This window comes from Candidatus Ruminimicrobium bovinum (genome assembly GCF_902760015.1).
Lineage (GTDB): Bacteria > Elusimicrobiota > Endomicrobiia > Endomicrobiales > Endomicrobiaceae > Ruminimicrobium > Ruminimicrobium bovinum.
The window spans coordinates 1-13,251 of record NZ_CACWEU010000221.1 but is presented as its reverse complement, the minus strand read 5'-3'; the positions used below and the strand labels follow the sequence as shown (position 1 = coordinate 13,251).

13 protein-coding genes and 1 tRNA gene are annotated in these 13,251 nt (G+C 32.7%); 2 read left to right on the top strand and 12 right to left on the bottom strand.

The window, feature by feature from the left end:
• Window positions 1-205: 205 nt before the first annotated feature.
• Genes ACMUOV_RS07475 through ACMUOV_RS07465 form a run of 3 tightly spaced genes read right to left on the bottom strand, consistent with a single transcriptional unit; the run spans window position 206 to window position 3,813 of the window.
• Complete coding sequence (locus ACMUOV_RS07475) at window positions 206-1,654, bottom strand: DUF2779 domain-containing protein (RefSeq protein WP_413854501.1); 1,449 nt, start codon at window positions 1,652-1,654, stop codon at window positions 206-208.
• Window positions 1,654-2,508, bottom strand: a complete 855-nt coding sequence (locus ACMUOV_RS07470; RefSeq protein WP_413854500.1) for a PHP domain-containing protein — start codon at window positions 2,506-2,508, stop codon at window positions 1,654-1,656. Before ACMUOV_RS07470 ends, ACMUOV_RS07475 begins: the two co-directional genes overlap by 1 nt.
• On the bottom strand, window positions 2,509-3,813 hold the full coding sequence (locus ACMUOV_RS07465) for a PhoH family protein (RefSeq protein WP_413854499.1): 1,305 nt from the start codon (window positions 3,811-3,813) through the stop codon (window positions 2,509-2,511). It lies immediately after the preceding gene.
• Between the two features lie 129 nt (window positions 3,814-3,942).
• Here ACMUOV_RS07465 and ACMUOV_RS07460 point away from each other — a divergent pair, with 129 nt between their 5' ends.
• A complete protein-coding gene (locus ACMUOV_RS07460) occupies window positions 3,943-4,509 on the top strand; it encodes a hypothetical protein (protein ID WP_413854498.1) in 567 nt (188 codons plus the stop codon).
• Window positions 4,510-4,595: 86 nt separating this feature from the next.
• On the opposite strand, the gene coaE is transcribed toward ACMUOV_RS07460, so the two are convergent.
• The 5 genes from coaE to trxA all read right to left on the bottom strand — a co-directional run bounded on the left by coaE (window position 4,596) and on the right by trxA (window position 9,928).
• On the bottom strand, window positions 4,596-5,189 hold the full coding sequence (gene coaE / locus ACMUOV_RS07455) for a dephospho-CoA kinase (RefSeq protein WP_413854497.1): 594 nt from the start codon (window positions 5,187-5,189) through the stop codon (window positions 4,596-4,598).
• A gap of 191 nt (window positions 5,190-5,380) precedes the next feature.
• On the bottom strand, window positions 5,381-8,065 hold the full coding sequence (gene polA / locus ACMUOV_RS07450) for a DNA polymerase I (RefSeq protein ID WP_413854496.1): 2,685 nt from the start codon (window positions 8,063-8,065) through the stop codon (window positions 5,381-5,383).
• Between the two features lie 135 nt (window positions 8,066-8,200).
• Window positions 8,201-9,124, bottom strand: a complete 924-nt coding sequence (trxB, locus tag ACMUOV_RS07445; RefSeq protein WP_413854494.1) for a thioredoxin-disulfide reductase — start codon at window positions 9,122-9,124, stop codon at window positions 8,201-8,203.
• Window positions 9,125-9,135: 11 nt separating this feature from the next.
• Window positions 9,136-9,621: a TlpA family protein disulfide reductase gene (locus ACMUOV_RS07440; RefSeq protein WP_413854493.1), complete on the bottom strand. Its 486-nt coding sequence runs from the start codon at window positions 9,619-9,621 to the stop codon at window positions 9,136-9,138.
• Complete coding sequence (trxA, locus tag ACMUOV_RS07435) at window positions 9,608-9,928, bottom strand: thioredoxin (RefSeq protein ID WP_413854492.1); 321 nt, start codon at window positions 9,926-9,928, stop codon at window positions 9,608-9,610. Before trxA ends, ACMUOV_RS07440 begins: the two co-directional genes overlap by 14 nt.
• Window positions 9,929-10,089: 161 nt before the next feature.
• Between trxA and ACMUOV_RS07430 the strand changes: the two genes are divergently transcribed.
• Window positions 10,090-10,166, top strand: a tRNA-Pro gene (locus ACMUOV_RS07430).
• A 90-nt stretch (window positions 10,167-10,256) separates the two neighbouring features.
• Here ACMUOV_RS07430 and rnc read toward each other — a convergent pair.
• The 4 genes from rnc to fabG form a co-directional block, all read right to left on the bottom strand.
• Window positions 10,257-10,946 (bottom strand): ribonuclease III, encoded by a 690-nt coding sequence (gene rnc / locus ACMUOV_RS07425; RefSeq protein WP_413854491.1) that lies wholly within the window; start codon window positions 10,944-10,946, stop codon window positions 10,257-10,259.
• Window positions 10,936-12,180 (bottom strand): beta-ketoacyl-ACP synthase II, encoded by a 1,245-nt coding sequence (gene fabF / locus ACMUOV_RS07420; RefSeq protein ID WP_413854490.1) that lies wholly within the window; start codon window positions 12,178-12,180, stop codon window positions 10,936-10,938. Before fabF ends, rnc begins: the two co-directional genes overlap by 11 nt.
• A gap of 11 nt (window positions 12,181-12,191) precedes the next feature.
• Window positions 12,192-12,431, bottom strand: coding sequence for an acyl carrier protein (locus tag ACMUOV_RS07415; protein ID WP_413854489.1), 240 nt, complete (start codon window positions 12,429-12,431; stop codon window positions 12,192-12,194).
• Window positions 12,432-12,509: 78 nt separating this feature from the next.
• The gene (fabG, locus tag ACMUOV_RS07410) at window positions 12,510-13,247 is read right to left on the bottom strand and encodes a 3-oxoacyl-[acyl-carrier-protein] reductase (protein WP_413854503.1); all 738 of its coding nucleotides are present in this window, start codon (window positions 13,245-13,247) and stop codon (window positions 12,510-12,512) included.
• Window positions 13,248-13,251: the final 4 nt, after the last annotated feature.

Below are 13,251 nucleotides of genomic sequence, written 5' to 3'. Positions count from 1 at the left end.
TGCAGGTGTTCCCGGATAGGAAGCTGCAAATTTTAGTCCTGCCTCGTAAGCTCCCTGTGCAAGAGCTTCGTTTCCTGATAAAAGTTTGTAGTTTTTCATAATGTTATATTTTACTATAAATCAAATTGAAGGTGCAAGAAAAATTTGCAGAGTAAATTTAGAGTATGTATCGGAAAATTATAGGATTATAAACAGTAAAAAATTTTTAAGATGCGCATTTTGATAAAAATTGATGAATTTTTACAAGGGCAAGTGTATCCTGGCAACAATATTGTAAAAGTTCTTTTTTTATTTCTTCTTCTTTTTCTTTGGAATACATATTCATTGCCATATATGCAAAATGTGCCGAAGCCGAACCGCCTTCGGCTATATCCAAATTGTCGTAATTCATATTTTTAACAAGCACGGGCAACACTTTTTTTATTGAAGTTCTTCCGTGGAAATTTTTGTCGTAATAATTATTCCTTAATATCACTTCAAAATCAACAATTCTTTCCGCAACATTACGTATTTTTTCCGAAAGTTCGGGAAACAATTTTGCTAAATTCAATATAATGTTGTGTTCAAAATCCGAATATGTTATTATGCTGCCTTCCGTTTGTAAATTTTCAATTAAATTCATTATCAATTGTTTACGGCAGTCTTTTTTGGGGTCGGCAATAAATTCAAAATGTTCAATTTTATTAAAATTTAAGTCGGAAACTTTGTGTAAAGAATATTGTGTAATAATTTGCGAATGCGGTGCAATGTTTGCATATACCGGATAAATTGTCATCATGGATTCAAAATCCAAATAATAAAACGGTAACTTTAATTTATTCAAATCATTTTTTAAATTAGGGTTTATAAAAATTTTGTCGTTTATTATACAGTCTTTTACTGTTTTTTGAGCAGGTGTAAGTTCTATTGTATCGGGAACATCTTCAACTTTGCTTATATTCAACTGTTTAAGTTGTTCAAAAACTTTTGCCGACAATCTCGGCAAATCAAAGATATGGTATTTAATATCTTTACCTACACATTGCAAAAATAAAGGACAGTTTTTACAGATTAATTTTAAATTTGCCGGCGGAACAGTTTCGGAAGTTAAAGAAGTTTTTATTTCTTCAAAAGTTTTTTCAATTTCCTCGGCTTTTGAAAATACTTCAAAACTGCAGTCTTTTTCACTGAACAATAAATTTACGGGAGAACTTAAATAAAAATTTTTTGATAATAAAAACAAAGAAGCTTTATTAATACATTGAATATTTTTTGATGCTATAAAACAACAGTAAGCCAAATCCGATATATATTTGTTTTTACATTTATTTCCGGATTTTATTTCTATAATTTGCCAGCCGGTATCGGTTCTTTTTAATATATCGGTTTTTGCAATAAAACCGTTATACTCAAAAGCCGGTTCAAATATTGTATTAACATTTTTATCTTGTATCAGTTGTTTGGTTTTAAGAATTGCTTCCTGAAAATTGGCAGCTTGCACTTTAACGGCATCTTTAAAAAGCAGTTGCGCCGCAGAGTGAATTTTTTTCGATTCAAAAATTAAAAAATTATCACTGAAAGAATTTTCTTTTTTAATTAAATCTCTGTATAAGTGCCATGCAAGTTTAGGACACTGCAAATATTTCAAAAAAATACTTTTGGATATCGGTTTCATTATAAATAGTTTTTCTTTCTTTCAAGTTCTTCAACAACGGTGTAAGGAACTTTAATTTTACCTATCATATTATGTTCGCCGTCGGGGCTTTTACCGTGGCAATCGGAACCGCCCGTAGCTGCCAAATCGAATTTCTCGGCAAGCATAAGCAATTTTTTTGATATATGTTGCGGATGTCTGCTGTGCCAAACTTCTATACCGTCAAGTCCGTCACGAACAAGACTTTCTATAATTAAAGGGTTATTATAATGCCCGTAATAAGGATGTGCCAAAACCGCCAAACCGCCGCTTTCATGCAGCAAATTTATTGCCTGTGCAGGTGTTATTGCATATTTGGGAACATAAGCACTTTTATCGGTTCCCAAATATTTTTGAAATGCTTCCTGGACGGTAGAAACATAATTTTCGGCAATTAGTGCTTTTGCAAAATGAAGTCTTCCTATAACTTTTTCATCAACGGACTCCACCAAACCTTCTTTTTTTAATTTAAGTCCTAACCCGTCTAATTTTTGAAAAATTTTCTCGGCTCTTTCTTTTCTTGCCTGTTTAAAAACATTAAGTGCCTGTTTAAACTTTTCGGATTTCCAGTCTATATAGTAACCTAAAATGTGCATTTCCATTTTAGTTTGCTCGTCACATTCTGCAGATAACTCTATTCCAGGAATAACTTCCACATTGTATTTTTTACCGGCTTCCAATGCTTCTTCAATACCGTCAACGGTATCATGGTCTGTTACTGCAACGGCTGCCAAACCTGTTTTGGCGGCATACTCTACAACTTCCGTAGGTGTAAAAGTTCCGTCGGAAAAATGCGTATGAATATGTAAATCTACAAAAAAATGTTCATCCGTCATTTATAACAACTCCGAAGATAAAGCTGCCAATTCACTTCTTTCACTTTTTGAGAACATTAAATGTCCGTAAACGGGTTGACCTTTAAACCTTTCAACAAGGTAAGTTAATCCGTTTGAAGATGCATCCAAATAAGGATTATCTATTTGATACGGATCACCGGTTAAAACTATTTTGGTTCCTGTTCCGGCCCTCGAAATTATTGTTTTTATTTCATGCGGTGTAAGGTTTTGTGCATCGTCAATAATAATATATTGCCTTGGTAAAGACCTTCCTCTTATATAGGTTAAAGAATCTATTTCAATTTGTCCCGAACTGAAAAGATAATCTATTTTTTCGTCAACTTTTGAATCGTCATGACCTTTGTCTACCAAAAATTCCAAATTATCGTTTATTGCACCCATCCATGACGAAAGTTTTTCTTCTTTTGTTCCCGGCAGAAAACCGATATCCTTACCCATGGGAATAATAGGACGGGCAATATATAGTTTTCTGAATTGATGTTCTTCAACCGTTTTTTGTAAGCCCGCGGCTAAAGCAAGTAAAGTTTTACCTGCACCGGGAAGCCCTATAAGCGTTACCAAACTTATTTCGTTACAAAGCAAAAGTTCAAAAGCAAACCTTTGTTCTATGTTTAAAGGTTTTAAGCCCCAAGGTTGAGAATTGATATGGAACAAAGGAAGTAATGCTTTATCTTTTACCGAATATTTTGCAAGTGCACTTTTTGAAGAGCCCGCAACATCTTTCAAAGCAACAAATTCATTGGGATAAAAATCACCTTCAAGAACCAATTTTGAATTTTTATAAAAATAATCTATTCTGTCGGAAGAAACTTGTATTTCCCTCCAACCTTTATATATTTCGTCAATTTTAACTTTGGCTTTTTCATAATCCTGTGTATTTATATCAAGGATTTCGGCTTTTATTCGTAAATTTATATCTTTTGTTATAAAAATTACATTTTCGCCTTTTTGTTTTAGATATAATGCAACCGATAATATTTGATGATCGTCTTTTGAAACGGCAAATTCTTCCGGAAAACTGACCTGATGCATCATTTCAATAAATAATGTTCCTCCGTTTTTTATAGGAACACCCTGCGATAATTTTCCTTTTAATCTTAAACCGTCTAAAATTCTTGAAATTTGCCTTGCGCTTCTGCCGTGTTCGTCATTAAATTTTTTAAAACGGTCAAGCTCTTCTATAACGGTCAACGGAATAACAACTTTATTGTCCGCAAATGCAAAAATTGAATCAGGGTCATGTAATAAAACATTGGTATCCAATACAAAAGATTTTATTGCCATAATAAAAGCCCCCTTTATTTATTTACTTAATATAGATTTTATAATATTTAAAAAAAAATGTGAAACATTTTAATTTGATATAATGTCTAATTATCGGATGCGGTAAATTTATAAAATTGAGGTAAAACAATGAAAACAAAAATAATAATAAGTTTAATGTTAATGCTTACTTTATCGGTAACTTCATTTGCGGGCGGTCCGCACCGCGGTCCGGGGCATGGTCCGCATCATCCGCCTCATCATCATGGCGGGCACGGACATCACGGATATTACTACAGCAGTCGTTCAAATGCGGTATATGCATTTTTGGGCTTAACCGCACTTACCGCCTTTGCCGTTGCAGCAAGTAATTCCGCAAAGAGAAATAAACCGAGAGAAGTTGTTGTTGTTGAAAAACAACCGGTTCCTTCGGAAAACTTAACTTTAAGTCAATTGCAACAGGAAAGTATGCAAAGATTGTTTGATACAAACAGACAAAAACTTGATATGTTAAGAATTGAAAAAAATACAAAAGCCGTTACTTTGGAACAGGAAAGAGCAAAAGCCGTTCCTAACCAAGCAACAATAAGTAAGCTTGAAAACGAAATATCAAACTTATCAATGGAAATATATAAAACGGAGCAAAATACAAATATTGAACTTCAACGAATACTTACTCCTGCGCAGTATGAAGCAATGAGAAATTCACAACTTTAAAATAAATTTAGTTTATAAGTTTATAGGGTTATCGGGTTATAGGTTATTTTTTTGGTTTTCGTTACTAAACTTATAATCTTATAACCCTATAATTCAATAACTTTTATTGTTTTATAAATAAATTTGATATTTCTTTTAAGCTCGGAAAGTGTGCCGGAATTATCAATTGTAATGTCTGCAAGTTTCATTTTTTCTTCTATAGGCATTTGAAGTGCAATTCTTTTTTCGGCTTCCTTTTTTGAAAGGTTGTCTCTTTTCATCAACCTTTTTAGTTGCAGGTGATATTTTGCATATATAACAATAACTTTATCACAAACCCTGTCAAGCCCTACTTCAAAAAGTAACGGAGCATCAACAATAATATCGGTGGTTTTATATTTTTTTGCAATTACTTCATTTGTTTTTTTTATTATATGCGGATGAATTATTTTTTCAAGTTCGGTTTTTGCCTGTTTATCGCTAAAAACTATAAGCCCTAATTTTTTTCTATCAAGTTCACCGTTAGGTTTTAATATATCTTTACCGAAAACTCGGACTATATCGGCTAAACATTTACTGCCTTTAACCGTTAATGTTCTTGACAACTTATCGGCGTCAATTATATAACAGCCGAGTTGTTTAAATATTTTGGATGATTGACTTTTACCGGTAGCTATTGAACCGGTGAGACCTATTATCACTTTTACCTCTTAAAAAATTGCAAAGCAATTTTTGATGTATGGATGTATAGATGAACGGACGTATTGAAAAGACAACGACACTGGATTGCTAAAGGACTAAAACCCTTTACAATGACAAATTTATTTTTTGTCGTTGCTGTTTCGTTGTTATCCCTCTATACATCTATACTTCTATCCCTCAAACAAATTGCTTAGCAATTTGTTTTTAAGTTGTTCCAATTAGTTCCTGTTTTTACATCCACAAGTAACGGAACATCCAATTTTACTGCCGTTTCCATTTCGTATTTTAGCAATTTTAATATTATATCTTTTTCTTCAAAAGGAACTTCCAAAAGTAAATCGTCATGAACCTGTATTAATATTTTTGATTTTAAATTTTGTTCTTTTAATTTTTTATAAATATTTATCATCGCTATTTTTATAATATCGGCAGATGTTCCCTGAACGGGAGTATTTAATGCCATTCTTTCACCGAACATTGCAATTTGTTTATTTGCGGAATTAATTTCCGGAATATATCTTATTCTTCCGGTAATTGTTTTAACATATCCTTTTTGTTTTGTTTCTTCTATTATTTGCTTGGACCAATTTTTAATACCCGGGTATTTTAAAAAATAATTATCAATATATTCTTTTGCCTGTTTAACGGAAATATCAAGTTGTTTTGCCAAACCGAACGAAGATATTCCGTAAACTATACCGAAATTTATGGATTTTGCCGCCGACCTTTGTTGTTTTGTTACATCTTCCTTTTTTTCAATATTAAAAATTTCCATAGCCGTTGCGGTATGAATATCGGCACCTGAGTTAAATGCTTTTATTAAATTTTTATCCTTTGAAATATGTGCCAACGAACGCAAATCTATTTGAGAATAATCGGCCGAAATAAACATCTTACCTTCATCGGCAACAAAAGCATTTCTTAATTTTTTACCGTATTCGGTTCTTACCGGGATATTTTGCAAATTCGGGTCTGACGACGATAACCTGCCGGTTGTAGTTACCGCCTGGTTAAATATTGTGTGAATTCTTTCTCCTTCAAGTTCAACAAATTTATTTATAGAGTCGATATAAGTTGTTTTTAATTTTTGCAATTCTCTGTATTTTAAAATTTCATTTGCAATTTCATATTCGGCAAGTTCCAACAAAACAGATTCGTCTGTAGAATAACCCGTTTTTGTTTTTTTTATTGCAGGAAGTTGCAGTTTTTCAAAAAGAACGGTTGCAAGTTGTTTAGGTGAATTTATATTAAATTTTTCTTGTGCAATATTATAAATATTTTGTTCAATGCTTGCTGTTACCGTTGTAACTTCTTTATCAAAATTATCCAAAAATTCTTTATCTATTTTTATTCCGGTTTCTTCCATATCATAAAGAACATTAACAACCGGCATTTCTATATTAAAAAATAAATTTTGTAAATTATTTTTTTTAAGTTCGTCGGTTAATTTATTTTTTAAATTATAAATACCGATTGTTTTCGAGCAGGAATATTCGCCGAGTGTTTCAATTGAAAGATTATCCGGCTTAATTTTTTTTGCACCTTTTGAAAAAATTTCTTCTTCGGTTTTTATATAGAAATTTAAAAATTTTAATGCTAAATTCTCAACGGTATGTTTTTGTGCCGGGTTTATGCAGTAAGAAGCCAACATAACATCAAAAAAAATATTTTGTAAATTTATATTTATCGTTTTTAAAATATGCTTTACAAATTTCAAATCATGTCCGATAAAATTTATATCTTTACTTTCAAAAACAGGTTTGAATATTTCAACAAATTCTTCCTGTTTAACTTGCTGTAAAATAAAATCATTATGATTTATCGGTATGTAATAATTGTTATCCTGCCCGTAACATAAAGAAACACCGACAATTAAATCCTGCATAATACCATGTCCCGATGTTTCAATGTTTATTACAATTTCATTTTGTTGCAATAAATTTTTTTGCAAAATTTCAGCTTTTTCTTTTGTGTCAATTATTATCGGATTATTTTTTATTTCTTTAATAATATTTTCATTTCGTTTTTCATGAGGAACAGACGGCATAAAACTATAAAGTTCATATTCTTTCAAAAAATCCAGGGCATGTTCAAACAAATTATCATTAAATTTCATTTGTTCAAGTGAAGTTTCAACAGGGACATTAAGTTCAAGTTGCACTAACTTTTTACTTAATAACAATGTATCGGCACCATCTTTTATTGCCTGTGATAATTTTCCTTTTATTGAATCCGCATTTGCAATAATATTTTCCACTTGCCCGTAAGTATTTATAAGTTTAACTGCAGTTTTTTCGCCTATTCCTTTAACACCGCAAACATTGTCGCAACTGTCACCGGTTAAAGCAAGCATATCTGTAATATTTTCAGGATATAAACCGTATTTCTCAAAAACTTTTTGACGGTCAAACATTATGTTTTTAGCTTCGTTCCAAATGTTTATGTTTTCATTTACCAGTTGAAACAAATCTTTATCACCGGTAACAATAACAACTTTTATGTTTTGTTGTTCCGCTTTTTTGGCTATTGTTCCTATAATATCGTCGGCTTCAAAACCTTCTTTTTCAAAACATGCAAGTTCCATTGCTTTTACGGCTTGGCGTGCGATAGGCATTTGCGTTATTAAATCCGCATCAAGCGGTTTTCTGTTTGCTTTATATTCCGGTGATAATTTATGCCTGAAGTTTTTTGACGGATGGTCAAAACATACGGCAATGTAATCCGGATGTTGTTCATTTTTTACTTTATTTACAAGTTTTATAAAACCGTAGACGGCATTTGTCGGAATACCCTTTGATGTTGTTAAAGGTTTTATTGCATGGTATGCTCTGTGAATATATGCACTTGCATCTATGATATATAAAACTTTACTCATAAAAAAAACACTCCGTAATCTTTTGGCTGGAAAGTTTACAGCTTAGGGCTGATAGTTTAACAACAAAATTACAATGTGTAATATAAAATATTCTTTGTCGCTGTTTGTCGTTAATTATAAATTTTACATTATACATTATAAATTGTTTTCTAAGTAATGTTGTGCCGAAATTGCGGCGGTTGCACCGTCACCCGCTGCGGTAACTACCTGCCTTAAAATTTTTTCCCGAACATCACCGCAGGCAAAAACACCGTTAACGGATGTTTTCATATTATCGTCGGTTATAATATAACCGTTTTGATTTAATTTTATTTTGCTATTACTTAAAAAACCTGTATTCGGCAACCATCCTACAAAAACAAATATTCCGTTTACTTCTAATGCGGATATATTACCGTTTTTAACATTTTTTAATTTTATCCGTTCAACAGTATCTGTTCCGGATATTTCTTCAACTACACTATCATAAATTATATTTATTTTCGGTTCTTTAAAAACTTTTTCCTGTAAAATTTTTGCCGCTCTAAAAGCATCTCTTCTGTGAATTAAATTAACTTTTTTAACAAATTTTGTAAGATACAATGCTTCCTGCAGTGCGGAATCTCCGCCGCCTATAACGGCAATTTCTTTTTCTCTGAAAAAAGGACCGTCACAAGTTGCACAATAAGAAACACCTTTACCCGTAAATTCTTTTTCTCCGGGGACATTTAATTTTTTAAAATTTGCACCGCTTGCTATAACAACCGTTTTCGTTAAATATTCCTTATCATCTGAAAGTATAATTTTTTTTATTTCTTCTTCGGTTTGTATTGAAACAACTTCACCGTAAGTTATTTCACAACCGAAAGTTCTTGCCTGTTTTTCCATTTTTACCGACAAATCAAAACCGTTTATTCCATCTTCAAAACCCGGATAGTTTTCAAGATGGTCGGTTATTGCTATTTGTCCGCCGCAACCGGCTTTTTCAATAAGCAAAGTTTTAAGTCTTGCCCTTGAAGTGTAAATTCCGGCAGAAAGTCCAGACGGACCTCCGCCGACTATTATAACATCATATAACATAACTTTATCCTTTAATCCAATAATGCTTTAATATTTTCCTGCCAATTTGTTTCCAAACCCTGTCTGTAACCTAAATATTTATTTGCAACAGTTCCGTTTTTATCAATAATAAAAAATGCAGGAATACTTCTTATTCCGTAATCAGTTATAACTTTATTGTTGCTAAGTAAAATTTTATACGTAATCCCCTGTTTTTCAACAAATTTAGCAACAGTATCTTTATCTTCACTTAAATTTATTCCTAAAAAACAAACATCATTATTATCTTTATATTTTTCATAAAGTTCTTCAACAGCAGGAATTGATGCTCTGCACGGCGGACACCATGTTGCCCAAAAATCCACAAAAACAACTTTGCCTTTAAAATCTTCCAACGAAACGGTTTTTCCGGATAAATCTTTAAGTTCAAAATTAGTTGCTTGTTCCGCACAAGCAATATTTGTAAACATTAACATAACAAACAAAACAACCGATAAAATTTTATTAAATAATTTCATTTAATTCCCTCACTATATCTGTTTTTGGTCTAAAACCTACCATTTTATGAACAGCCCTTCCACCTTTAAAAATTATTAAACAAGGAATTGAAGTTATTTGAAATTGCGACGATAATGACATATTTTCGTCGGTATTTACCTTGCAAACTTTCACCTTTCCTTCAAATTCTTTTGCTATTTCGTCTATTACCGGTAACAACATTTTACATGGTCCGCACCAGGTTGCCCAAAAGTCAACCAATACCGGAATTTGTGATTGTAAAACTTCCTGAGCAAAATTTGCTTCGGTAACATTTATTTCTGCCATAATATCCTCCTATATTAACCGTATTTTAAGGTAGATATTGATTATATAAAAATGAGAGATAATTTAAAAGACAAAACACATTAAAAGCCAGCAAAAAGGTTGACAAAAATGGTTTTTTAATATATAATGCACAGACATTTAGCAATACAATCGCAGTAACTCGGGAAGTGGCGTAGCTGGCTAGCGTACCTGCTTTGGGAGCAGGGGGTCGCGGGTTCAAATCCCGCCTTCCCGACCAATTAAAATTTCAGTTTATAATTAATCAAAAAATAACATCTGCTTATTGTTTATTCAACTTTAATAACGGGAAATATATTTATTTCTAATGTTATATTTTTTTATTTTCAACCTTTAACAGTGCACTGCGGGCAGCAAATTGTTCTGCTTGTTTTTTTGAATTGCCTGTTCCTTTCCCGAAAAACTTGTCTTTTACATAAACCGCTATTTCAAATTTTTTATCGTGGTCGGGACCTGTTTCTTTTACGACAACATATTTCGGTAAAGTTTGAAAATCGGATTGAATTTTTTCCTGCAACTTGGTTTTATAATCAATTATTTTAAATTGTTTATGAGATTTTAGGAAAGTTTCTATAAAACTTTTGGTAACTTTAAAACCGCCGTCTAAAAAAATTGCACCGGTAACAGCTTCAAAAGAATCGCACAACAAAGTATCTCTTTTTCTGGCGGAATTTTTTTCTTCATTTTTACTTATAAGAATAAATTTATCCAACTTTATTTCTTTAGCCCAAACGGCTAAATTTGCAGCCGAAACTATTTGTGCCTTTATTTGGGAAAGAATTCCCTCTTCCTTATCCTGATACTTATTGTATAAATAGCTTGAAACTATAGCGGACAGAATACTGTCACCTAAAAATTCCATCCGCTCGTTACAATATAGTATACCGTTTTCGGAAGAATAAGATTTATGTGTCAAAGCTAATTTCAATAATCGTTCATTTTTAAACTTATATTTAATTATGCTTTGAAGTTCTTTAATATTATCAATATTATCCGACATATTTTTTTAATATTACAACGGCATTATGTCCGCCGAAACCCAAAGAGCTCGACAAAGCGCAATTTATCTGCTGTTGTCTTGCAACATTAGGAACATAGTCTAAATCACAGTCGGGGTCGGGTGTTTTATAATTTATCGTCGGATGTATAAAACCGTTTTGCATACATGCAATTATTGCAATTGCTTCAACAGCACCTGCAGCACCTAATAAATGACCGGTCATCGACTTTGTAGAAGATACCGGTATTTTATATGCTTTATCACCGAAAACCTTTTTTATTGCCAAAGTTTCGGTTTTATCATTCATCGAGGTAGATGTTCCGTGTGCATTGATATAATCAATTTCATCTTTTGAAACACCTGCATCTTTTATTGCAGCTTCCATAGCAGCCATTGCGCCGTTTGCTTCCGGATGGGGTGCCGTCATATGATATGCATCGTCGGAAGCACCGTATCCTGCAAATTCGGCATAGATTTTTGCATTTCTTTTTAAAGCATGTTCCAAAGTTTCAAAAACAAGTATACCTGCACCTTCACCCATCATAAAGCCGTCTCTGTCTTTATCAAAAGGTCTTGATGCCGTTAATATATCGTCGTTTCTTGTGGAAAGCGCTTTAGAACTGCAAAAACCCGCAATTGAAATAGGCGTTATTGTTGCCTCTGCACCGCCGGTAATTATAACATCGGCATCACCGTATCTTAACAAACGAAGAGCTTCACCCATTGCATTGTTTGATGAAGCACAAGCACTTGTTACGGTATAATTGGGACCGGTAAAACCGTATTCTATTGCAATTTCACCCGGTAACATATTTGTTATTAACATCGGAATTAAAAAAGGACTTACTCTTCTCGGTCCTTTTTCCATTAAGGAGGTATGTTCTCTTTCAAGAATTTCCATACCGCCTATTCCTGTTCCGGTAACAACACCTATTCTTGATAAATCTTCTTTTGTTAAATCAAGCCCGGAATCGGCAATAGCTTCCCTTGCAGCGGCTATACCGAATTGATTAAACCTTGCCATCCTTCTTGCTTTCTTTTTATCTATATAATTTTCCGGATTAAAATTTTTTATATTACCCGCAAATTTTGCCGAAAAATCGGTAGTATCAAAAGCATCAATGAAGCTGGCACCGGATTTACCTTGTTTTAAACTTTCGGTAAATTCTTTAACGGTTAAACCTATAGGAGTTACAGCTCCTATACCTGTAATAACTATCCTTTTTTTATTCATAACTTCCCAACTTACTTAGCCTGATGGGCATTTATGTATTCGATAGCTTGTCCTACCGATTGAATTTTTTCAGCTTCTTCATCAGGAATTTCAATACCGAATTCTTCTTCAAAAGCCATAACCAATTCTACGGTATCTAATGAATCTGCACCTAAATCATTTATAAAAGATGCACCCGGAACAACTTCAGCCGGATCTACTCCTAATTGTTCAACAATAATTTCTTTTACTCTTGTTTCTATGTCTGCCATTTTTAACTTCCTCCCTTTTTTATTGCGACCAACTTTTTACTTTTACTATATTTTTAAATAAATTACAAGCCCTTAAAACTACATGTACATTCCGCCGTTAACGTTTATAACGTTTCCGGTAATGTAAGAAGAATCTTCACTTGCCAAAAATAATGCCGAATTTGCAATATCCTGTGCCTCACCCAATCTTTTTAAAGGTATTACTTCGGCATATTTTTTCTTTACATCTTCCGATAAAGCATCAGTCATTGCCGTTCTTATAAAACCGGGTGCAATTGCATTAACCAAAATATTTCTTGATGAAAATTCTTTTGCACATGTTTTTGTTAAGGCAATAACTCCGCCTTTTGATGCGGAATAATTCGCCTGTCCGGGGTTACCCATAATACCTACAACAGATGCTATATTTATAATTCTGCCGTGTCTTTGTTTGAACATGGTTCTTGTAACGGCTTTAATTGAATTAAATACACCTTTCAAATTTACAGATATTACCGCATCCCATTCCTGTTCGCTCATTCTTAAAACCAAATTATCTTTTGTAATTCCGGCATTGTTTACTAATATATCAATTTTTGAAAATTTGTCAAGAGTTTGTTTCATCAAATTTTCACAATCTTCAAGTTTTGTAACATTACTTGCAACGGCAATAGTTTCAACATTATATTTATTTTTTATTTCTTCCGCGGCAGCTTGTGCTTTTTCAAAATTAATATCGGTAACAACAATTTTTGCACCTTCTCTTGCAAATGTTTCGGCAATGGTTTTGCCTATACCTTGAGCACTTCCGGTTATAACCGCAACCTGGTCTTTCAATTTC